This window comes from Asanoa sp. NPDC049573, from assembly GCF_040676615.1.
GTDB lineage: Bacteria > Actinomycetota > Actinomycetes > Mycobacteriales > Micromonosporaceae > Asanoa.
Genome location: NZ_JBFAPI010000036.1, coordinates 1 through 22,576, shown reverse-complemented (window position 1 = coordinate 22,576; position 22,576 = coordinate 1). Strand labels below are relative to the sequence as shown.

At 71.3% G+C, this 22,576-nt stretch carries 19 protein-coding genes; 15 read left to right on the top strand and 4 right to left on the bottom strand.

The genetic code is table 11. The annotated features are described in order from the left end of the window. Positions 1-374: 374 nt before the first annotated feature. Entirely contained in the window at positions 375-950 is a 576-nt protein-coding gene (locus tag AB0J74_RS37680) for a PadR family transcriptional regulator (protein WP_363457700.1), read from the bottom strand. Between the two features lie 208 nt (positions 951-1,158). Between AB0J74_RS37680 and AB0J74_RS37675 the strand changes: the two genes are divergently transcribed. The 5 genes from AB0J74_RS37675 to AB0J74_RS37655 all read left to right on the top strand — a co-directional run bounded on the left by AB0J74_RS37675 (position 1,159) and on the right by AB0J74_RS37655 (position 7,142). Continuing rightward, complete coding sequence (locus AB0J74_RS37675) at positions 1,159-1,998, top strand: GNAT family N-acetyltransferase (RefSeq protein ID WP_363457697.1); 840 nt, start codon at positions 1,159-1,161, stop codon at positions 1,996-1,998. Positions 1,999-2,100: 102 nt separating this feature from the next. Beyond that, positions 2,101-2,619, top strand: a complete 519-nt coding sequence (locus AB0J74_RS37670) for a hypothetical protein (protein ID WP_363457694.1) — start codon at positions 2,101-2,103, stop codon at positions 2,617-2,619. A gap of 90 nt (positions 2,620-2,709) precedes the next feature. Next, positions 2,710-3,525 (top strand): SAM-dependent methyltransferase, encoded by an 816-nt coding sequence (locus AB0J74_RS37665; RefSeq protein WP_363457691.1) that lies wholly within the window; start codon positions 2,710-2,712, stop codon positions 3,523-3,525. Between the two features lie 2 nt (positions 3,526-3,527). Beyond that, positions 3,528-5,678, top strand: coding sequence for an EAL domain-containing protein (locus AB0J74_RS37660; RefSeq protein WP_363457689.1), 2,151 nt, complete (start codon positions 3,528-3,530; stop codon positions 5,676-5,678). Between the two features lie 198 nt (positions 5,679-5,876). Beyond that, positions 5,877-7,142 (top strand): MFS transporter, encoded by a 1,266-nt coding sequence (locus AB0J74_RS37655; protein ID WP_363457686.1) that lies wholly within the window; start codon positions 5,877-5,879, stop codon positions 7,140-7,142. Here AB0J74_RS37655 and AB0J74_RS37650 read toward each other — a convergent pair. After that, on the bottom strand, positions 7,139-9,535 hold the full coding sequence (locus AB0J74_RS37650) for an FAD-dependent oxidoreductase (RefSeq protein ID WP_363457683.1): 2,397 nt from the start codon (positions 9,533-9,535) through the stop codon (positions 7,139-7,141). The genes AB0J74_RS37655 and AB0J74_RS37650 overlap by 4 nt on opposite strands. A gap of 134 nt (positions 9,536-9,669) precedes the next feature. Here AB0J74_RS37650 and AB0J74_RS37645 point away from each other — a divergent pair, with 134 nt between their 5' ends. The 9 genes from AB0J74_RS37645 to AB0J74_RS37605 all read left to right on the top strand — a co-directional run bounded on the left by AB0J74_RS37645 (position 9,670) and on the right by AB0J74_RS37605 (position 19,974). Beyond that, positions 9,670-10,617 (top strand): choline/ethanolamine kinase family protein, encoded by a 948-nt coding sequence (locus tag AB0J74_RS37645; RefSeq protein WP_363457681.1) that lies wholly within the window; start codon positions 9,670-9,672, stop codon positions 10,615-10,617. Positions 10,618-10,638: 21 nt separating this feature from the next. Further along, complete coding sequence (locus tag AB0J74_RS37640; RefSeq protein ID WP_363457678.1) at positions 10,639-12,210, top strand: amino acid permease; 1,572 nt, start codon at positions 10,639-10,641, stop codon at positions 12,208-12,210. 915 nt (positions 12,211-13,125) lie between these two features. Next, positions 13,126-13,953, top strand: a complete 828-nt coding sequence (locus AB0J74_RS37635) for an FCD domain-containing protein (protein ID WP_363457676.1) — start codon at positions 13,126-13,128, stop codon at positions 13,951-13,953. Between the two features lie 50 nt (positions 13,954-14,003). Beyond that, entirely contained in the window at positions 14,004-15,371 is a 1,368-nt protein-coding gene (locus AB0J74_RS37630; RefSeq protein ID WP_363457672.1) for a glutamine synthetase family protein, read from the top strand. Between the two features lie 12 nt (positions 15,372-15,383). Then, positions 15,384-16,739, top strand: a complete 1,356-nt coding sequence (locus AB0J74_RS37625) for an aldehyde dehydrogenase family protein (protein WP_363457669.1) — start codon at positions 15,384-15,386, stop codon at positions 16,737-16,739. Positions 16,740-16,747: 8 nt separating this feature from the next. After that, a complete protein-coding gene (locus tag AB0J74_RS37620; RefSeq protein WP_363457666.1) occupies positions 16,748-17,512 on the top strand; it encodes a 3-oxoacyl-ACP reductase in 765 nt (254 codons plus the stop codon). A gap of 61 nt (positions 17,513-17,573) precedes the next feature. Continuing rightward, on the top strand, positions 17,574-18,290 hold the full coding sequence (locus tag AB0J74_RS37615) for a gamma-glutamyl-gamma-aminobutyrate hydrolase family protein (RefSeq protein WP_363457663.1): 717 nt from the start codon (positions 17,574-17,576) through the stop codon (positions 18,288-18,290). 353 nt (positions 18,291-18,643) lie between these two features. Then, positions 18,644-19,339: a gamma-glutamyl-gamma-aminobutyrate hydrolase family protein gene (locus AB0J74_RS37610; protein WP_363457660.1), complete on the top strand. Its 696-nt coding sequence runs from the start codon at positions 18,644-18,646 to the stop codon at positions 19,337-19,339. Between the two features lie 44 nt (positions 19,340-19,383). Next, positions 19,384-19,974 (top strand): pyridoxamine 5'-phosphate oxidase family protein, encoded by a 591-nt coding sequence (locus tag AB0J74_RS37605; RefSeq protein ID WP_363457657.1) that lies wholly within the window; start codon positions 19,384-19,386, stop codon positions 19,972-19,974. Here AB0J74_RS37605 and AB0J74_RS37600 read toward each other — a convergent pair. Together AB0J74_RS37600 and map are read right to left on the bottom strand one after the other, a co-directional pair. After that, complete coding sequence (locus AB0J74_RS37600; protein WP_363457737.1) at positions 19,935-20,561, bottom strand: VIT1/CCC1 transporter family protein; 627 nt, start codon at positions 20,559-20,561, stop codon at positions 19,935-19,937. The two genes, AB0J74_RS37605 and AB0J74_RS37600, sit on opposite strands and share 40 nt — an antisense overlap. 83 nt (positions 20,562-20,644) lie before the next feature. Next, entirely contained in the window at positions 20,645-21,502 is an 858-nt protein-coding gene (map, locus tag AB0J74_RS37595; protein WP_363457654.1) for a type I methionyl aminopeptidase, read from the bottom strand. A gap of 66 nt (positions 21,503-21,568) precedes the next feature. On the opposite strand from map, the gene AB0J74_RS37590 reads away from it, so the two are divergent. After that, positions 21,569-21,874 carry an STAS domain-containing protein gene (locus tag AB0J74_RS37590; RefSeq protein ID WP_363457652.1) on the top strand — a complete coding sequence of 102 codons (306 nt, stop codon included), beginning with the start codon at positions 21,569-21,571 and terminating at the stop codon, positions 21,872-21,874. Positions 21,875-22,576 lie beyond the last annotated feature (702 nt).

Here is a 22,576-nt window from a genome sequence, read left to right as displayed (position 1 = left end):
AGGCGCCACGGGCGCGGGGGGTGTGAGGTCGCGGGCTGCGGGCGCCAGGGCGAGAAGTCGCAGGCGCCACGGGCGCGGGGGGTGTGAGGTCGCGGGCTGCGGGCGCCAGGGCGAGAAGTCGCAGGCGCCACGGGCGCGGGGGGTGTGAGGTCGCGGGCCGCGGGCGCCAGGGCGAGAAGTCGCGGGCACGACGGGCGCGAGGCTGCGGGCACGACAGGCGCGAGGCTGCGCGCACGACGGGCGCGGCGCACGACGGACGAGAGACTGCGGGCGAGAAGGGCGCGGGCGGGGCTGGCGCGGCGCCGACAGCGGTCGCCGTCAACTAGAAACAGAAGAGCGCCACGGGAATCCGTGGCGCTCTTCCACATCCCGGGTCACCGGGTCTCGGGCTCTTCGGCGAGGATCGCGTAGAGCTTGCGGCGGGCCTCGTCGAGCACCTCGGCCGCGCGCGTCCGCTGGTCGTCGGTGCCGTTGCGGAGCACCTGGCGCAGGGCGTTCATGGTGCCCATCGCCGCCTCGCGGATGTCGTGCCAGCTGTTGACGGCGCCGGCGGCCTCGAAGGCGCTCCAGGGCGCCTGCTCGGCGGCCTGGGTCGCCTCGGCCTGGCCGGCCTCGGTCAGGGCGAAGCTCTTGCGGCCGCCCTCGGTGGTGCTGATGATCAGGCCCTCGTCTTCCAGCAACTGGAGCGTGGGGTAGACCGAACCCGGGCTCGGCCGCCACATGCCGCCGGTCCGCTGCTCGAGCTCCTGGATCATCTCGTAGCCGTGCATCGGCCGCTCGGTGAGCAGCGCCAGCAGTGCGGCGCGGACGTTGGGTCGGCGCCCACCGCGCCCGCGGCCTCGACCGCCGGGTCCGCCTGGGCCGAAACCACCGAAGCCACCGAAACCGCCGGGGCCGAACCCCCAGCCGGGGCCACCGAAGTCGCCCCCGGGGAAGCCGTGCCCGCGCATCCGTTGGTCATGGCCACCGTGATGGCCGCGATGAAGATTTTCTCGTTGGAACCTCATGGTCGTCCTCCGATCTGTTGTCGATACGTTGACGATATATCGGCAATGCATCGCCGACAACACGATGTGGTACGGGTCACACGATGGGGAGATCGACAGACAGGCAATCCGGGGGAAGCCGTCGCGAGCACGATCTGGCACGCTTGAGAGCGTGTTGATGGTCCCCGTCCGGCAGCTCGGCGAGACCGAGCGTGGGGCGGTCGAGCGACTCCTCGACACCGACCCCTACGGCGCCGCGCAGGTGGCCGAGCGCGTCGCCGCGCGGGGGCTGGCCTGGTGGCGGGCCGACGGGCGGGTCTTCGGGTACGGATCCCGCCGCCATGTCGAGGCGCTCTGCTGGCTCGGCGGCCACCTGACACCCGTCCACGCCGGACCCTCCGCGGTCGCGGCCTTCGCCGAGCGCCTCGCCGCCGAAGACCGCACCTGCTCGTCGATCGTCGGCCGGGCCGATGCCGTCCTCGGGCTCTGGGACCGGCTGGCCGGCGACTGGGGCCCGGCCCGCGAGATCCGTCCACACCAGCCGCTGCTGGTCGCCGACGCGATGCCCGACCTGACCATCGACCGCGGCGTCCGGGTGGTGCGCACCGAGGAGACCGACGACCTCTTCCCGGCCGCGGTCGACATGTACACCGAGGAGGTCGGCGTCTCACCACTGGTCGACGACAGCGGGGTCGGATACCGGCGACGGGTGGCCGACCTGGTCCGGGCCCGCCGCGCGTACGCCCGCTTCGTCGATGGTGAAGTGGTCTTCAAGGCCGAACTCGCGGTCATCACCAAGCACACCGCGCAGATCCAGGGTGTCTGGGTCGCACCCGCCTGGCGCGGCAAGGGCCTGGCCGCCCCCGCGCTGGCCGCGGTCATGCGCGACGCGCTGCGCCGGGTGGCGCCGACGGTCAGCCTCTACGTCAACGACTACAACCAGCCGGCCCGCCGGGCGTACGCCCGTTGTGGCTTCCGTCCGGTCGGCGAGTTCGCCACCGTGCTCTTCTGATCTCAGCATTTGGGATAGTTCGATTATTGCCCGAATGCCGGATTCCTCCGAGGACCTACGCTACGTGACGGAGCCAACACCAACCGTCACTGGAGGTCCTCGATGGGCAGGATCGAGAAGAAGGTCTCCGAGGGCACGACCAAGTACTACTGGTATCCGGGCGACAAGCGCGAGTGGAAACGGGCCGGCATCGCCGTCGGGATCGGCGCCGCCACCTTCCTCGTGCTCTATCTGATGACCCAGGACCTGTTGCCCGCCGTCGTCGGCGCCACCTCGGTCACGGCGGGCGTCACCGGCCTCAACTTCGGCCGCCGCGACGCCCGCGCCCTCACCAGTTTCCCCAACCTCACCGGGCGCGCCGCCCGCATCGCCGCGGTCGCGCAGACCGGCCGGGCCGCGTGGCGCGGTCTCGTGCACGGGTTCGGCGGCGCGGCCGCGGCGGTGCTGATCCTGAACCTCCCGCACCGCGGCATCATCGCCGACTGGATCCTTCCGGTGGTGCCTGCCGTGGTCGGCGCGCTCGCGCACCAGGCGGGCATGCTCTTCGAGCAACTGCCCACCTCGACCTCGACGGGAGGGCCAGCGAAGGAGCCGGTGCCGGCCGCCGAAGGCGCAAAATAGGGGGTACGACGCGGGTCGCCCGCACCGCCGTGCGGAGAAGTATGCTCGGGCGCGACCAGGAGCCCCAGCGACATCGAACGAAGGCGGACGATGGAACAGTCGAGGGCGCTACCGACGGAGGTCGATCTCACCCGCCCCAGCGCAGCGCGGGTCTACGACTACTTCCTGGGCGGGGCGCACAACTTCGAGATCGACCGGCAACTCGCCGAGCAGATCGCGGCGATGACCCCCAACCTGGCCGACACGATGCGCGCCGGCCGGGCCTTCCTGCGCCGCGCGGTCGCCGAACTGAGCCGCCTCGGCGTCGACCAGTTCCTCGACATCGGTTCCGGCATCCCGACCGTCGGCAACGTGCACGAGGTGGCACAGGAGATCAACCCCGAGGCCCGCATCGTGTACGTCGACATCGACCCGGTCGCGGTCGCGCACAGCCGCTCCATTTTGGAGGGAAACCCGCGCACCGCCGTCATCCAGGCCGACATGCGCGACCCCGAGCACATCCTGCGCGAGGCGCGCGCCACCGGCCTCATCGACTTCGCCAAGCCGGTGGGCGTGTTGCTGGCGGGCGTCGTCCACTTCGTACCCGACAGCGACGACCCCGACCGCCTGATGGCCGCCCTGCGCGACGCGGTGCCGGCGGGCAGCTATCTGGTCATCTCCCATTCGACCTATGAGGACCAGCCCCAGGAGATGCTCGACGCGCAGAAGCTGTCGGCCCGCACCGCGACCGAGATCACCTTGCGCTCCAAGGCTCAGGTCACCGCCTTCTTCGGCGAGTTCGAGCTGGTCGAGCCCGGCGTGGTCCACATGCCACTGTGGCGGCCCGAGTCGCCCGACGATGTCGACGAGCACCCCGAGCGGTTCGGCGCCTTCGGCGGGGTGGGCCGAAAGCCGGTCGCGGGCTGACGATGGCACTCTCCGCTGCGGAGGTCAGCACCTCGGGCGCCGCGCGCTACGCCAGGCGGTGGGCGCGCGCCATCGCCCGGCGGGCGTTCGTGCCGATGTCGTCCGACCAGGTCGAGCGGTTGCTGACCGCGCACGCGGTGGGCCTCGCGGAGGCGTTGGCGGCCGACGAGTTCAGCGACGAACGTGCCCGCGACGTCGGCCGGGCACTGGTCGAGGCCAACCTGACCGAGCCCGGCACGCTGGGCTGGTCGGTCAAGGCGGTCGCCGAGCACCTGGTCGACGACGTGGTCCCCGGCCTCGACCTGCCCGACCTGCCCGGCCGGCTCGCCGAGTCACAGGCGGCCCTCGCCGAGGGCTTCGCGTGGGCTCTGCGCGACCGCACGTTCGCGCAGCAGGAGCGGATCAGCCGGTCGGCCTGGGAGGCCCGCGACCAGGTCGAGCAGGCACTGCGCGACAGCGAGGCGCGGTTCCGTGCCGTCTTCAGCGGCGCCGCGATCGGCATCGGCCTCGCCGACCTGTCCGGCAACGTCGTCGACGTCAACCAGGCCTTCGCCGACATGCTCGGCTACTCGCGCGAGGAGATGCGCGAGATCAACGTGAGCGTGCTGTTCCACGCGGAAGACGGCCCCGACGTGCGGCAGCTCTACGAGGAGCTCATCGAAGGCAAGCGTGACCGGGTACGCCTGGAGAAGCGCTACTTCCGCAAGGACGGCAGCGAGCTGTGGACCGACCTCGCGGTCAGCCTGATCCGCCACGACGACGGGCGGCCCCGGTTCACCGTGGCGATGGTGCAAGACATCACCGAGCGGTACGCGTTGCAGCAACGCCTGCGGTTCCAGGCGCTGCACGACCCGCTGACCGGCCTGCCCAACCGCACGCTCTTCTTCGAGCGGCTGGAAACCGTCATGCAGGACCCGGCGCACGACCGCCGGGTGGGCGTCTGCTTCCTCGACCTCGACGGCTTCAAGGCCATCAACGACACGCTCGGCCACGACGTCGGCGACAAGCTGCTCATCGTCGTCGCCCGGCGGCTCGCCGAGGCGGTCGCCGGCGCCGGCCACCTGGTCGCCCGGATGGGCGGCGACGAGTTCGTCATCCTGGTCGCCGACGTCGACCAGGACGGCACCGCGGTCCAGGTGGCCGAGGCGGCGCTGCGGGCCGTCGCCGAACCTGTCTACATCGGAGCGCACCAGCTCTCCGTCTCGGCGAGCGTCGGCATCGTCGACCGGTTCGTCACCGACGGCGCGGCGACCGACCTGATGAAAGCCGCCGACACCACCCTCTACTGGGCCAAGGCCGAGGGTGGCCGCGGCCGTTGGGCCCGCTACGACCCGGAGCGGGCGGCCCGCGAGGCGACCAGCACCGCGCTGGCGGCGGCGCTGCCGGCGGCGCTGAGCCGCGACGAGTTCGTGGTGGAATACCAACCCATCGTCTCGTTGGGCGACGGCACGATGCGGGCGGTCGAGGCACTCGTACGCTGGCAGCACCCGACCCTTGGTCTTCTGCAACCCGACCAGTTCATCGGGCTGGCCGAGGAGACCGGGCTGATCACGCGGCTCGGCCAGTGGGTGCTCGAACGCTCCTGCGTCGAGGCCGGCCGCTGGCACGCCGAGTTTCCCCGGGCCCGGCTGGTGGTCAGCGTCAACCTGTCGGCGCGCCAGGCCAGCGATCCCGACATCGTCGAGCACGTCGCCGCCGCGTTGCGAGTCGGCGGGTTGCCGCCCGAGTTGCTGCAGCTCGAGCTGACCGAGAGCGCGGTGATGGCGACCGGCGGTGAGCCGGTGCGGGCCTTGCGGCGGTTGGCCAACACCGGCGTGCGGCTGGCGATCGACGACTTCGGCACGGGCTATTCCAACCTGGCCTACCTGCGGCAGTTGCCGATCCACACGCTGAAGCTGGCCGGGCCGTTCGTCGACGGGATGCGCGCGCAAGACCCGGCGAGCGTGGTCGCCGAGCGGATCGTCGACGCGCTGGTGCGGCTCGCGCACGCGCTGGGGCTGTCGGTCACCGCGGAGTCCGTCGAGTCGCTCGAGCAGGTCGAGCGGTTGACGGCGCTGGGCTGCGACAGCGGGCAGGGCCTGTATTTCGGCACGCCGGCGGCACCCGGAACGATCACCGGCATGCTGCAGAAGAGGGAGCTGCCGGCCGGGTGACGAGCAGGCGGACGCGCGTGGTGTGCGCGCCCGCCCGTCGCCTCGCGCCGGTGCGACGAGAGAGGTGAATCGCACCGGTGCGCACGCGCGTGCCGAGTGCGCGGTGTCTTTGGCGGCCCTCTTGACCTGAGATCAAGCATGCGGTATGCGGACCGACAGGGCAACGTATTTGTCGGTGCCCACCGGCATGATGTCCGCGTGAGTCTCCTCGCCCAACCCGACTTCCGCCGTTACTGGGCGGCTCGCATGGTGTCGGTCACCGGCTCGCTGGTCACCTACGTCGCGCTGCCCGTGCTGATCTACTCGGTGACCGGGTCGAGCCTGTGGACGGCGTTCGTGGTCGTCGCCGAGGGCCTGCCCTACCTGTGTTTCGGGCTGTTCGCCGGCGCCCTGGCCGATCGCCTCGACCGCCGCCGGGTGATGGTCACCGCCGACGTCGCCAACGGTCTGGTGCTCGGCTCGATCCCGGCCGCCTACGCGTTCGGGGTGCTCACCGCGCCACACGTGCTGGTGGTCGCGTTCCTGACCCAGATCCTGTTCGTCTTCTTCGACGCGGCCAACTTCGGCGCCCTGCCGGCCCTGGTCGGCCGCGCCCGCATCGCCGCCGCCAACTCGGCCGTGCACGGCGGCAGCACGGTGCTGGAGCTGGTCGTGCCGGGCATCGCCGGCGTGCTGCTGACGCTGACCGCGCCGGCGCCGCTGCTGCTCGTCGACGCGGTCTCGTTCGTCGTCTCGGCGGTGCTGGTGCGGGCGATCGGCGTGCCGCTGCAGAGTGCGGCCACGGCGCCACCGGCGGGCCTCCTGCGCGACATCCGCGAAGGCGTCGTGTTCCTGAGACGGCAACCCATCGTGCGCACCCAGACCATCGTCGGCGGGCTGCAGTCGATGACCGGTGGCGCGTTCATGGGCCAGTTCGTGCCCTGGCTCGACCAGACGCTGGGCGTGCGGCCGACCAACGACGCCCGCCTCGGTGTGATGTACGGGGTCTGGGGCGCGGGCGGCATCGTCGCGGCACTGCTGTTCCCGCGCCTGGCGCGGCGGCTGGGCGAGCCGCGGGTGACGCTGTGGTTCCTACCGCTGTCGGCCGCGGCTGGGCTGGCCTGCGGGCTGTCCACCAACTGGCTGGTCGCGGCACTGATGCTGGCGTTGTGGGCGGTGGTCTACTCGGTGGTCATCCTCAACGCGATCACACTGCGGCAGCGGGTGACGCCCGACCGGCTGCAGAGCCGGGTCAACACCGCGGGCCGGATGGCGTCGTTCGGGGTCGGCTGGCCGCTGGGCGCTCTGGCCGGTGGCGTGGTGTCGGAGGCGTCGAGTCCGCGCACGGCCATCATCGTGACGGCCGGCATCACCGGGATCGGCGTGATCGTGGCCTGGTTCTCGCCACTGCGCCGGCTCGCCGGCGAGCCGATCCCCGACGCCGAGGAGGAGGTGACGCCGCCGGTGGAGACCACCGTGGGCTAGGGCTTGCTGTTCGACGGGCCGTAGAGCGGCTCCGCCACGACGGTGGCCGGCTGCCACCGGCCGAACATGCCCACCTCGACCCGGGCGCCCTCGGGCACCGGCCCGGGCAGGTAGGCGTAGGCGATCGAGGCTTCAACGCGGTAGCCGTAGCCGCCCGAGGTGACCCGGCCGACCGGCCGGCCGTCGACCCGGACCGGCTCGGTGCCCAGGCAGACCGCGGTCGGGTCGTCGAGCATCAGGCAGCGCAGACGGCGCGCCGGCCCGCCCTGGCCGCGGGCCGCCAGCAGGGCCGCGCTGCCGAGAAAGGACTTGTCGGCGCGGACCGCGAACGACAGCCCCGCCTCGTCGGGCGTGGTCTCCGGCGTGATGTCGGAGCCCCAGACCCGGTAGCCCTTCTCCAGCCGCATCGACTCGATCGCCCGGTAACCGGCGGGCCGGGCGTCGCCGGAAGACAGCAGCAGGTCCCACAGGGTCAGCACGTACTCGGTCGCGGCGTAGAACTCCCAGCCGAACTCGCCGACGAAGGTGACCCGCTGCGCCAGCACCGGCACCGGCCCCAGGGTGACCTCGCCGGCCCGCATGAAGCGGGTGTCGAGCTGGCCGCCGACCAGCGGTGCGACGATCTCGCCGGCCGCCGGGCCCCACAGGCACAGGCAGCCGTACGCGCCGGTCACGTCGTCGATCCGCACGTCGGCGGGTGCGTGGCGGCGCAGCCAGGCGGCGTCGCGGACGCCCGACGCGGTGCTGGTCACGATGCGGAAATGGTCGTCGGCCAGCCGGGTCACCGTCAGGTCGGCCTCGATGCCGGCGCGGGCGTTGAGCAACTGGGTGTAGACCACCCCACCGATCGGCCGGTCGACGTCGTTGGCGCACATCCATTGCAGGAACGCGAGCGCACCCGCGCCGCGCACGTCGAGCTTCGCGAACGAGGACTGGTCGAACAGGCCGGCCACCGAGGCGGTCGCGCGGCACTCCGCCGCGATCGCCGGAGACCAGGTCCGCCCGGCCCAACCCGCGGGCCGGACGGCGTCGGGGTCGTCGTCCCGCAACGGTGCGAACCAGTTGACCCTTTCCCAACCAGCTTTCTCGCCCAGCGCGGCGGTCTGGGTGCGCGGCCAGATCGCCGATCGGCGCAAGGGGCGGCCGGCCGTCCACTCGGTGTGCGGGTAGACCACGTCGTAGTAACGGGAGTACGCGTCGAGCGCCTTCTCGGTGGCCCAACTGCGGCTGGCCGCGTGCCGGCCGAACCGGCGAATGTCCATGTGGGACACGTCGTATTCCGGCTGGCCGTCGACGATCCACTCGGCCAGCACCTTGCCCACGCCGCCGGCCGCGGCCAGGCCGTGCACGCAGAAGCCGGCCGCCACCCAGAAGCCGCGGGTCGCCGTCTCGCCGAGCAGGAACTCGCCGTCGGGGGTGAAGGCCTCCGCGCCGTTGACGACCTTGGCGATCGACGCCGGGCGCAGCGCCGGCACCCGGCGTTGGCCCGCCGCCCACGACTCCGCGAACAGGTCCAGCTCCGCGGGGAAGAGCGAGCGTGGCGTCGCGAGCGGCGGCCCGGCGGCGGGCCAGCAGACCGACGGGGTACGGATGTAGCCGCCGATCAGCAGGCCGTCGGGGGTCTCCGGATCGTCGGAGCCGCGGAAGTAGACGATGTGGTCGGGGTCGCGAACGGTCGGCAGCGGCGGCAACGCCAGCGGAGAGCTCACCACGTATTGATGCTTGATCGGCACGACCGGCACCGCGACCCCGGCCAGCGCACCAACATGCCCGGCCGCCGCACCCGCCGCGTTGACCACGGTCTCGGTCGCGACCCGGCCCCGCGACGTCTCGACCGCCCGGACCCGCCCGTCGACCACCTCGATACCGGTCACCGTCGTGCCGGTCGCGAACGTGACACCCAACGCGCGCGCCCCGGCGGCGAGGGCCCCGGCCAGCGCGTCAGGCCGCAGATAGCCGTCGCCGGGCAGCCAGCCGGCACGCAACACGTCGGAGACGTCGAGCATCGGCATCCGGGCGGCCAACTCGGCGGGGGAAAGCAACTCCATCTCCAGGCCGTACGTTGTCGCCGCCGAGGCCTGCCGCAGCAACTCCTCCTCGCGCGCGGGCGTGGTCGCCAGGCGCATCCCACCGACGCCCCGCCAGCCGGGGTCGAGCCCGGTCTGCTCGGCGAGTTCGGCGTAGAGACCCGACGAATACATGATCATGCGGGTCTGGCTGATCGTGGAGCGGAGCTGGCCGACGAAGCCGGCCGAATGCCAGGTGGTGCCCTCGGTCAGCTCGTGCTGCTCGACGAGCAGCACGTCGGTCCAGCCGAGGCGGGCGAGGTGGTAGGCGATGCTGCAGCCCGCGACCCCGCCACCGATGACCACGACCCGCGCTTCGGTCCGCACAGGTGAGTTCCTACCACCGAAAAGGTAAGACCAAATCGGCTGTCCGGTCAGTGAATTTCTATCCTCGTGAGTATTGACCGCGGTGATCACACAGGGCAACACTCCCGCCTAAGACACGGCATGCGGAGGCGTGCATGCGGATGGCGGGCCGACCCGAGGTCGACGACGTGCTGCGGCGCGTCTCGCTGTTCGCCGGGCGTGCGATGCGTGCGACGCCGATCGACGGCGGGCTTTCACATCATATCTGGCGGGTCGACACCGGCGGGCGCAGCTATCTGCTGCGGGTGCTCGATCCGGCGGTCTCCGACGCGGGTCTCGGCATCGCGCCGGAACAGGAGATCGACAACACCCTGCGGGCGGCCGACAGCGGCGCCGGCGCCCGGGTCATCGAGGTGTTGCCCGAGGTGCCGGCGCTGGTGCTCGAGTTCCTGCCGGGCCGCACGCTGCACGCGGCCGACGTGCGTGACCCGGCCGGCATCAAGCGGATCGCGGCCGCCTGCCGGCGGTTGCACGCCGGGCCATCGTTCGCCAACGACTTCGACATTCTCGCCAAACGGCGGGAACTGCTCGAAATCTGTGTCCGGCACGGCCTGCGGGTGCCGGACGGCTATCACGACCGCCAGTCCATCGTGGACCTGATCGCGACCACGCTGTCGATCTGGCCGTTGCGTTCGCGACCGTGCCACAACGACCTGCTGCCGGAGAACTTCATCGACCTGGCCGGCGAGGTCCGCATCATCGACTACCAACTGTCCGGCAACAACGACCCGGCCTTCGAGCTGGGCGACATAGCGGCCGAGGCCGACTTCGACCCCGACCAGACGGCGGCGCTCGCGGCCGCGTACTTCGGAACGGAGACCGTATCCGCCCTGATCGCGCGGGTCCGGCTCAACCTGATCCTGTCCAACGTGACCTGGACGCTCTGGTTCTCGGTGCACCACGGCCTGCTCCGGGCGCCCGGTTCGACGTTCGACTACTGGAACGAAGCGGCCGACAAGTGGGCCCGCGCCACCGCCGATCTCGACGCACCCGACCTGGGTCGCCTGATCGACGTCGCCGCGGGCCGCCCGGCCCACCCCTGACCACCTCCGGGAGGTGTTGCAGTGACGACCACGTCGCCCGCCACGGGTGAGCAGCCACTGGACGATGACGCCCAGCGGCTCGCGGAACTCGGCTACAAGCAGGAACTACGGCGTAAATGGAGCGGCTTCTCCAACTTCGCCATCTCGTTCTCCATCATCTCGATCCTGGCCGGCTGTTTCACCACGTTCGGCCAGGCCTGGAACAACGGCGGCCCGGTCGCGATCTCGTGGGGCTGGCCGCTGATCTCGATCTTCATCCTGATCATCGGGTTCTGCATGTCGGAACTCGTCTCGGCCTACCCGACCGCCGGCGGCATCTACTGGTGGGCGGCGACGATGGGCCGGCCGGTGCACGGCTGGTTCACCGGCTGGCTCAACCTGGTCGGCCTGATCGCGGTCACCGCGTCGGTCGACTACGGCTGCGCGACGTTCCTCAACCTGACCCTGTCGGCGCTCTTCGACGGCTGGGCCGGCACGCTCAACCAGGCGTTCCTGCTGTTCGTGATCATCCTGGCGCTGCACGGCATCATCAACATCTATGGCCACGCCATCATCGACGTCCTGCAGAACATCTCGGTCTGGTGGCACGTCGCCGGCGCGGCCGCGGTCGTGCTGATCCTGATCGTCGTGCCCGACCACCACCAGAGCTTCCAGTTCGTCTTCACGGAACGCTTCAACAACTCGGGCTTCGGCAACGGCGACCACAACGGCCTGATGTTCTGGTTCTTCATCCTGCCGCTCGGGTTCCTGCTGACGCAGTACACGATCACCGGTTTCGACGCCTGCGCCCACGTCTCGGAAGAGACCCGCGGCGCCTCGCACGCGGCGGCCCGGGGTCTCTGGCAATCCATCTTCTACTCGGCCATCGGCGGCTGGATCCTGCTGCTGGCCTTCCTGTTCGCGGCGACCGACGTCGACGCGATCAACAAGGCGGGCGGCTTCTCGGGCGCCATCTTCGAGACGGCACTCACGCCGGTGATGTTCAAGATCGTCATCGTGATCTCGACGATCGGCCAGTTCTTCTGCGGCATGAGCTGCGTGACCTCGATGTCCCGGATGACCTACGCCTTCAGCCGCGACCGCGCGATCCCCGGCTGGCGGATGTGGTCACGCGTCGACCGCAACGGCACGCCGGTGTACGCCATCATCGCCGGCACCGTCGCCGGCGGCGTGCTCACCCTGCCCGCGCTCTACCAGTACAACGGCATCCCGGTCGCGTTCTACGCGGTCGTCTCGGTCGCGGTCATCGGCCTCTACCTGGCGTTCCTGATCCCGATCGCGCTGCGCCTGCGGATGGGCGACCGGTTCCGACCGGGCCCGTGGACGCTGGGGCCCAAATACAAGGTGTTGGGCTGGATCGCGGTGATCGAGATCGCGGTGATCTCGGTCTACTTCATCATGCCGTTCACGCCGGCCGCGGTCCCCTTCAGCGACGACTTCACCTGGAGCGCGGTCAACTACGCCCCCCTGGCCATCGGCGGCGTACTCCTGGCGGTCTGGCTCTGGTGGGTGCTCTCGGCCCGGCACTGGTTCACCGGCCCCCGCCGTACGATCGAGGAACAGGGCGCTCCCGACGTGGCGAACACACCCTGACCCTCGGGCCCAATGCTCTCCCGCGGCCGGCGGCTCACCGGCCGCGGGAGACAGGCCACATCCCATTGGGGGTACGCACCAATGCCCACCGACGCCGCCCGAAAGCGCGCGCGGGCCCCACGTCAGGCCGCGGCCGATCCCGCGCCCGCGCCCGAAGACGGCGTGCCGCCGATACCGCCCAGCGACCGCGGCGCCACGGACACCCCAGCCTCACCGCGCCGCCGTACCCGCCCGTCAAAGGCGGCGGCAGCCCCGGCCGCCAACGCACCCGCGACCGAATCTCCCATCTCGCCCCGCCGCGGCCGCTCCGCATCCGCCGCCGGCGAGCCGCCGCGCCCGCGGGCCCGTCGGGCCGTCAGGCCGGCATCCGGCCGCGAGGAGGGCAGTGACCCGACGGGTGCGGCGCCGGGCCGCGAAGAGGGCGGCGAGATTGCCCCTGCGGCGTCAGGCCGCAAGGCGGTCGCGCCGAGGGGCGGCGCGGTGGGCGGTGCGGCGTCGGGCCGCAAGGCGGTCGCGCCGAGGGGCGGCGCGGTGGGCGGTGCGGCGTCGGGCCGCAGGAGGGTCGCGCCGGAGGGTGGCGCGGTGGGCGGTGCGGCGTCGGGCCGCAGGAGGGTCGCGCCGGGGGGTGGCGCGGTGGGCGGTGCGGCGGTGGGCCGCAGGAGGGTCGCGCCGGAGGGTGGCGAGGTGGGCGGTGCGGCGGTAGGGCGCAAGGAGGTCGCGTCGGCATCGGTTGTTGACGTGGCCGGTGGCGTGTCGGGTCGCAAGGTGGCCGAGTCGGTGGGAGGGCGCAAGGCCGTCGCGCGGGCTTCCGGTGGCGAGGCAGCCGCGCCGGAAAGGGAGCGCGCATCGGCCGACGATGCGGTGGTACCGAGGATTTCGCGCCGCACGGGTGTCGAGGCCGCGAAGCAGGGGCGGGTGACCGCGGCCGCTCGGGCGGGCGGTGGGAGCGCGGTGGTCGCGGTTTCCGGTCGGCAGGGCGGGCGGGCCAGGCAGGAAGCGGCCAAGGTCTCCGGTGTGCCGCTGTGGCGGCCTGTTCGGGGCGGGAACGCGTTCGAGATCACCGTGTCGCGGCTGGCGCAGGCGATTCGGCTCGGGCTTGTCGGTGAAGGGGACCGGCTGCCGGCCGAGCGGGAACTCGCCGAGCGGCTGCAGGTCAGCCGGGTCACCCTGCGGGAAGCGATCCGGGCCCTGCGTGAGGCCGGGTATCTGGAGTCGCGACGCGGGCGTACCGGTGGGACCTTCGTCATCTCGCCGATGACCGCTGCCGAGGTCGACAAGGGACCGAGGCGCCAGCCGAAGGGTGACGCCGCGGAGTTGGCGCGGCAGATGGGTGACGCGTTGCACGACGCGCTCGACTTTCGGCGGGTGCTCGAGCCGGGAGCGGCGGGGCTGGCCGCCACGCGGGCCCTCGCCGCCGTCGACCGGCAGCATCTTGTCGCCTGTCTCGGCGCGTCGCGGGACCGGGATCCGGCCACCCGGCGGGTCGCCGACTCCCGGCTGCACCTGGCCATCGCCGCCGCCAGCGGGAGTCCCTCGCTGGCCGCCGCGGTCGCCGACGTGCAGCTCACCCTGGACGGGCTGCTGGCAAGCATCCCGGTGATCGCGAAGAACCTGGACCACTCCGATCGGCAACACGCCCGCGTCGTCGACGCGATTCTTGCCGGTGACGCCGTGGCGGCGCGGGCGACGATGGAGCAGCACTGTGACGCCACGGCCGAGCTGTTGCGAGGCTTGCTCGGATGATTGACGACCTAATGGTTTACGAGTAGACCTTTTCTGATGGAGGCGCGAGGATGACCCGAGAACCGGCGCTCACGCTCGAAGAGCTCGCCGTGGCGGTCGACGGCGGCGAGATAGACACCGTCGCCCTCGCCCTCACCGACATGGAGGGGCGCCTGCAGGGCAAGCGGCTGCACGGCCGGTTCTTCCTCGACGAGGTCACCCAGTCCGGCGCGGAGGGCTGCAACTACCTGCTCGCCGTCGACGTCGACATGAACACCGTCGACGGTTACGCGATGTCGAGTTGGGAGCGTGGCTACGGCGACTTCGCCATGGTGCCCGACGTGAGCACCCTGCGGCGCGTGCCGTGGCAGCCCGGCACCGCCCTGCTGCTATCCGACCTCGCCTGGCTCGACGGCTCCGGCGACGTCGCGGCCAGCCCGCGGCAGATCCTGCGCCGCCAGCTCGACCGGCTCGTCGAACACGATCTCACGGCGTACGCCGGGACCGAACTCGAATTCGTGCTCTTCCGTGACTCCTACGAGGACGCCTGGCGGCGTGGTTACCGCGAGATGACGCCGGCCAACCTCTACAACGTCGACTACTCCATGCTGGGCACCGCGCGGGTCGAGCCGTTGCTGCGCCGGATCCGCAACGAGATGGCCGGCGCGGGGCTCGTGCCGGAGAGTGCCAAGGGCGAGTGCAACCTCGGGCAGCACGAGATCGCCTTCCGCTACGCCGACGCGCTGACCTGCGCCGACCACCACGTGATCTACAAGAACGGCGCCAAGGAGATCGCGGCGCAGGAGGGCATGTCGATCACCTTCATGGCCAAGCCCAACGAGCGCGAAGGCAACTCCTGCCACGTGCACTTCTCGTTGCGCGGCGCCGATGACCGGTCGGCGATGCTGGGCGACGGGCCCGCACACCTGTCCGACATCGGGCAGCACGCGCTGGCCGGCCTGCTCGCCACCATGCGCGAGTTCAGCGTGCTGTTCGCGCCCAACATCAACTCTTACAAGCGCTACCAGCCGGGCTCGTTCGCGCCGACCGCGTTGCGGTGGGGGAGTGACAACCGCACCTGCGCGCTGCGGTTGGTCGGCCACGGGCAGGGCATGCGGGTGGAAAACCGGGTGCCGGGGGCCGACGTCAACCCCTACCTGGCCATCGCCGCACTCGTCGCCGGCACGATCCACGGCATCGAGAACGAGTTGCCGCTGGAGCCGGAGTTCACCGGCAACGCCTACGGCGATGACACGTCGCCGCGGGTGCCGGGCACGCTGCGCGAGGCCGCCGCGCTCTGGGAAGCTTCGGCGATCGCCCGTGCCGCATTCGGCGACGACGTGGTTGACCACTATGCCAACCGGGCCCGGGTCGAGCTGGCCGCCTTCGACGCGGCGGTCACCGACTGGGAGCTGTTCCGCGGCTTCGAGCGCTTGTAGGGGAGAAACACAGTGACCGAACTGGTCAACCCGGCAACCGGGCTGCCGATCGAGACCGTGCCGGCGAGCAGTCTCTACGACACGGACGCCGCGATCGAGCGGGCCGACGCCGCTTTCCCGCGGTGGCGCGCGATGGCGCCCGCCGACCGGGCCCGGCTGCTGCGCCGGTTCGCCGCCGTCGTCGACGCGCACGTCGAGGAGCTGGCCGAGCTCGAGGTGCGCAACTCCGGGCACACCATCGGCAACGCCCGCTGGGAGGCGGGCAACGTCCGCGACGTGCTCGACTACTACGCCGGTGCGCCGGAGCGGCTGATGGGGCGGCAGATCCCGGTCGCCGGCGGGCTCGACGTGACGTTCCACGAGCCGCTCGGCGTGGTCGGGGTGATCGTGCCGTGGAACTTCCCGATGCCGATCGCCGGCTGGGGGTTCGCGCCCGCGCTCGCGGCCGGCAACACCGTGGTGCTCAAGCCGGCCGAGGTGACGCCGTTGACGGCGTTGCGGCTGGGTGAACTGGCGCTCGAGGCGGGGTTGCCACAGGGTGTGTTCACCGTCGTACCCGGACGTGGGTCCCTGGTCGGTGAACGGTTTGTCACCCATCCGGCCGTGCGCAAGGTGTGCTTCACCGGCTCGACCGAGGTCGGGCAGCGGATCATGCGGGGCTGTGCCGACCAGGTCAAGCGGGTGACGCTGGAGCTCGGCGGCAAGAGCGCCAACATCGTGTTCGCCGACGCCGACCTGGCCAAAGCGGCCGCCGGTGCGCCCGCCGCGGTCTTCGACAACGCCGGCCAGGACTGCTGCGCGCGGTCCCGGATCCTGGTCGAGCGCAGCGCGTACGACCGTTTCCTGGAGCTGCTGGAGCCGGCGGTCAGGGCGTTCCGGGTGGAAGACCCGGCGCTGGAGACGGCGCAGATGGGCCCGCTGATCACCGCGGCGCAGCGGTCGTCGGTGGCGTCCTATGTGGATGCCGATGCTCGCGTGGCGTTCACGGGCAACGCGCCGGAAGGACCCGGATTCTGGTACGCGCCAACGGTTCTGCTTGCCGGCTCGCCCAGCGACCGGCACTGGCGCGAGGAGATCTTCGGTCCCGTTGTCTCCGTGTTGCCCTTCGACGACGAGGCCGACGCGATCCGGCTCGCCAACGACACCGAGTACGGCCTGTCCGGCTCGATCTGGACCCGCGACACCGGCCGGGCGATCCGCGTTGCCCGCGGTGTCGAGACGGGCAACCTTTCGGTCAACTCCAACTCGTCGGTCCGCTACTCGACCCCGTTCGGCGGCATGAAGCAGTCCGGGCTGGGCCGCGAGCTCGGTCCCGACGCGCTGCTCTCGTTCACCGACGTCAAGAACGTCTTCCTCGCAGCAGATTGAGAGGCTCGATGAACAGGCTCCAAGACCGGGTGGCCGTGATAACCGGTGCCGGCAGCGGCATCGGGCTGGCCACCGCCCGCCGCTTCGCCGCCGAGGGCGCCAAGGTGGTCTGCGTCGACGTCGGCGCTTCGGCGGGCAAAGCGGCGGCCGACGAGGTCGGTGGTGAGTTCGTGCTCTGCGACGTCGCCGACGAGGCCGGGGTCCGCGAGCTGTTCGACGGCGTCGCCGAAAGGTACGGTCGGGTCGATATCGCCTTCAACAACGCCGGAATCTCGCCGCCGGACGACGACTCGATCCTGGAAACCGGACTCGACGCCTGGGAACGGGTCATCCGGGTCAACACCACGAGCGTCTACCTGTGCTGCAAGTACGCGATCCCGCACATGCGCCGGCAGGGTAAGGGCTCGATCATCAACACCGCCTCGTTCGTGGCACTGATGGGCGCGGCCACCTCGCAGATCGCCTACACCGCCAGCAAGGGCGGTGTCCTCGCGATGACCCGTGAGCTGGGCGTCCAGTTCGCCCGTGAGGGGATCCGGGTCAACGCGCTGTGCCCCGGGCCGATCGCGACGCCGTTGCTGCTGGAGCTGTTCGCCAAGGACCCGGAACGGGCCGCGCGCAGGCTCGTACACGTGCCGATGGGCCGTTTCGGGTCACCGGAGGAGATCGCCGCCGCCGTCGCCTTCCTGGCCAGCGACGACGCCTCCTTCATGACGGCCGCGCAATTCGTCGTCGACGGCGGAATTACAGGGGCATACGTCACACCTCTGTAGCGATCGTTTGGCGAATGGGTTGTCGGGTAGCAAAGTTGTGGGGAGGAGGTTCTCAGCCAACGTGCGACCCATCGTCGGAATCACGTCCTATGTAGAACCCGCTTCTTGGGGTGTTTGGATCGACCAGGATGCGGCGCTGATCAGAAAGTCCTACGTCGACGCGGTGACCGCCGCCGGCGCCCGGGCGGTGATATTGCCGCCGGATGACACCGACGCCGACGTCCTCCGCGCCCTCGACGCTTTGATCATCGCGGGGGGCGCGGACCTCGGACCCGACCTCTACGGCGAGGCGCCCGGTCCGCTCACCGACAGCCGACCCGACCGTGACCGCGGCGAGTCCGTGCTGCTCCAGGCGGCGCTCCGGACCGACCTGCCGGTGCTCGGCATCTGCCGGGGCATGCAACTGCTCGCGGTGACCTGCGGGGGTCGGCTCCACCAGCACCTGCCCGACGTGGTCGGCTCTGACAAGCACCGGCCTGGCCCGGGCGTCTACGGCTGGCACGGCATCCAGTTGGAGCCGGGTTCCCTGGCCGCGGAGGTGGCGGGCGACGGCCCCGACGGCGACGGCCGGGTGGAGGTCAACACCTACCACCACCAGGGTGTCGCGGATCCGGGTTCGCTGCTGATCACGGCCCGCGCCGACGACGGCGTCATCGAGGCGATCGAAGACCCGACCAAGCCGTTCGTGCTGGGCGTCCAGTGGCACCCGGAGGAAGCCGGCGAACGCCGCATCTTCGAATGCCTGGTCGACGCCGCCCGCGCCGGCTCCCCAAGCTGACCCGGCCCGCCAGGGCCGGCGGGGTGACCTGGCCCGCCCGGGCCGGCTTCCCGGGGGTGACCTGGTCCGCCCCGGCCGGCGTCCCGAGCTGACCCGGCCCGCCCAGGCCGGCTTGGCTCCCCGGGCTGACCGGCCCGCCCGCAGCCAGCACCTTCGACCCGCCGCGGACCGCGGCCACCGGTGGTTGTGTTCCGCGAGCCTGGCTCGACGCGCCAGCGAGTTTCCCCGGCGGAGCGACGGTCCGGACCACCGCGAACCCGGGACCCCGCTCGAAGATCCACCCGCCGCCGGGCGGCGATTTGCCTCTGAGAATGTTGGGTTTCGCTGGCGGCGGACGCGGTTAGAGTGAGCGAATGTCCCGGCCCGTGATCGGCCTGACCACCTACGCCGAAGAGGCGAGGTTCGGGCTCAACGACACGTTCGCCGCCGTGTTGCCGCTCGCCTATGTGCAGGCGGTGCACGCCAGCGGCGGCCGCGCGGTGCTCATCACGCCCGACGCGCCCGATGTCGACGCGCTCGACGGGCTCGACGGGGTCGTGTTCACCGGGGGCTCCGATGTCGATCCGGCGCTCTACGGCGAGCAGGCCCATCCGACCACCCAGGTCAAGCCCGAGCGGGACGCCGCCGAGATGTTGCTGCTGCGGGCCGCCCTGGCCGCCGAGCTGCCGCTGCTCGCCATCTGCCGGGGTATGCAGCTGATGACCGTCGCCTATGGCGGCAAGCTGCATCAGCACCTGCCCGACGTGCTCGGGCATGACAACCACCGGCCGACGTCGGGGCCGAAGTTCGGGTTCCACCGGGTCGATCTGGCGCCCGGGTCGCTGGCGCGCCAACTGCTCGGTGAGTCGCTCGAGGTCAACTCGTTCCACCATCAGGGCGTCGCCGATCCGGGCAAGTTGACCGCCACCGGCTGGTGTCCGGAAGACAACCTGATCGAGGTGGTCGAGGATCCGGCGCTGCGGTTCGCCCTCGGCGTGCAGTGGCACCCGGAGGACACCACTGACCATCGGCTGTTCGCCGCGCTGGTCGCAGCGGCTTCCAGCAGCTGAAACGGCTTCGCGCGAGATTGCCACCGGGTGGCAGGATCGACGCCATGGGGAAGCTGCACGAACGGATCGACGGCCGGCTGCGAGAGTTCATCGAGGCCCAGCACATGTTCTTCGTCGCCACCGCGCCCTCCGGTGACGGTGGCCACGTCAACGTCTCGCCCAAGGGCATGGCCGGCACGTTCGCGGTGCTCGACGAGCATCGGGTGGCCTATCTCGACTTCCACGGGAGCGGCGCGGAGACGCTGGCCCACCTGCGGCAGAACGGGCGCATCACGATCATGTTCTGTGCGTTCGAGGGGCCGCCCAACATCGTGCGGCTGCACGGGCGGGGCACGTTCGCGCCCATCGGCGACCCGGCCGCCGACGATCTGCTGAAGCACTTCGACAACCCGCCCGACCTCCACGGGCTGCGCTCGGTGATCACCATCGAGGTGAGCCGGGTGAGCGACTCGTGCGGCTATTCGGTGCCGATCATGAGCTACGAGGGCGATCGCGACCTGCTCGTGCGCTGGGCCGAGCGGAAAGACGACGCGGCGCTGGCCGACTACCGCCGCGCCAAGAACACCACCAGCATCGACGGCCTGCCGGCGTTCGATCAGGAGGTCGAAACGCCGATCAGCGTGCCGATCCCGTAGGTGGCCGCCGCGGCCGCCGCACCGAGCACCAGTTGCCGCAACCCGCTGACCCACCACGACCGCTGGGTGAACCGGGCCACGAGGGCACCGGCCAGGAACAGGCCGGCACCGCCGGCGCCGAGGGCCGCCCACAGGTTGGACAGGCCGAGCAGGTAGGGCAGCAGCGGCACGACCGCGCCGACCGAGAAGAAGACGAACGACAGCAGCGCCGCCGCCCACGGGCTCGGGTGGTCTTCGGGGTCGACGCCCATCTCCTCCTGGACGTGCATCCGCAGCGCCTCGCGCGGGTTGTCGCGCATCGCGTCGGCCACCTTGGTGGCCAGGTCGCGAGGCAGGCCGCGGCGGACCCAGGCGTCGGCCAACTCGCGGGCCTCGGCCTCTGGGTGCCGCTCCAACTCGCGTCGCTCCTTGGCCACCTCGGCCCGGACCTGCTCGTTCTGGCTGCGCACGCTGGTGTATTCGCCCAGGCCCATCGAGATCGCCCCGGCGACCAGGCCGGCGACGCCGGTGAGCACGAGGGTGTGCGAGGTCACCCCGCCGCCGCCCACGCCGGCGATCAGGGCGATGTTGGTGACCAGGCCGTCCATGGCGCCGAAGACCGCGGGCCGCAGTCGGCCCCCGGAAACGTCGGCGTGGTGGTGCGGTGCGGGCAGCTGGTGGTCGAGTCCGGTCACGGAAGGGTCAGGATCTCGTAGCCGTCTTCCGTCACCACGATCGTGTGCTCGAACTGAGCGGTCCACTTGCGGTCCTTCGTGACGACGGTCCAGCCGTCGTCCCACATGTCGTATTCGTGCGTGCCCAGGGTGATCATCGGCTCGATCGTGAAGGTCATCCCCGGCTCCATCAGGTCGGTCGGCCGCGGGCTGTCGTAGTGCGGCACGTAGAGCCCGCTGTGGAACGCCTCGCCGATGCCGTGCCCGGTGAAGTCGCGCACGACGCCGTAGCCGAACCGCTTCGCGTAGGACTCGATCACCCGGCCGATCACGTTGATCTGCCGCCCGGGCGCGACCGCCTTGATCCCGCGCATCATCGCCTCGTGTGTGCGCTCGACCAGCAGCCGGTTCTCCTCGGCCACGTCGCCGACCAGGAAGGTCGCGTCGGTGTCGCCGTGCACGCCCCCGATGAACGCGGTGACGTCGACGTTGATGATGTCTCCGTCCTCGAGCACGGTGGAGTCGGGGATGCCGTGGCAGATGACCTCGTTGAGGCTGGTGCAACACGACTTGGGGAAGCCCTTGTAGCCCAGCGTCGACGGGTAGGCACCGTGGTCGACCAGGAACTCGTGCACCACCCTGTCGATCTCGTCGGTGGTGACGCCCGGCTTGCAGTGCTCACCGGCCAGTTGGGTGGCCTGCGCGGCGAGCCGGGAGGCCAGCCGCATCTTCTCGACCGTCTCCGGCGTCTGCACGTTGGAGCCGCGCCAGGGGGTGGGGCCCTTCTTCCCGACATATTCCGGACGGGGGATCGAGGGCGGCACCTGGCGCCACGGCGAGATCTTGCCGGGAGTCAGCGGAGCACGGTCGGCCATGCTTCACACATTAGCGACGCCGACGGGTCGCTTGCCGGGGCCCGAGGGGTGTGCCAAGGTTGTGCCGTGGATCAAGAGGAGACCGTCTTCTCCGCCACCAGCGAGGGTGACTCAGACCACCGCCGGGTGGTCGTGACCGGTGAAGTCGACATGGCCACCGCCGACCAGATGTTCCAGGCGGCGACCCGCGAGCCGGCGACCGAGGTCACCCTCGACCTCCGCGCGGTGACGTTCTTCGATTCGGCCGCCATCCAGGCCCTGGTCCGCCTCACGGACCGCATCCCCCAACTCGCGGTGATCCCGTCCCGGCGGGTTCGGCGGGTCCTGGACATCGCGGGGCTCGGCGAACAGAGCTGGCTCGCGCCCGAATAGCCGAGATCAAGGTCAGGTCCCGAGATCAGAGTCGGTTCCCGGGTCCGCCGGGGGCACGACCGTTGCTCCCGCCGGGGATCGCTGCGCTTCGCTCCGCTTGCCAGGTCCGCGGTTGGTTCGGGCCTTTGGCGCGGGCTCCGCGCGGGGCGCGAGCCTCAATCGCGGCGCTACCCGGATCGGATCCATAGGGCTGCCACGGACGGGCTCCGTGTGGGACCTCCCCGTGCGTCGCCCCGAGCCAGGCTCTTCGGGGGCTGCGCTGGGGCCTCCCTGGGGCTTCGCCCGCGGGCCTGACGTCCGGCCGGGGCTTCGCCCGCGGGCCTGACGTCCGGCCGGGGCTTCGCCCGCGGGCCTGACGTCCGGCCGGGGCTTCGCCCGCGGGCCTGACGTCCCGCCGGGGCTTCGCCCGCGGGCCTGACGTCCCGCCGGACCTCCTGGCGGGGCTTCGCCGCTGGGCCGGACCTCCTGGCGGGGCTTCGCCCCTGGGCCGGACCTCCTGGCGGGGGTTCGCCGCGGGTCTGACGTGCCGGCGGGGCTCTGCCGCGGGGCCCTCCGGGGCTCTGCCCCGGACCCCGGCCGCTCCTCGGAGATGCCGGAGGGTGGGTGCGGATCTCCTCGTCGGGCTTCGCTTAGGGCACCAGGATGTCCGGACGGGGACAAGGTCGTTCGTCCGGTTGGGCGCTCCACCTTGTCCCCGTCCGG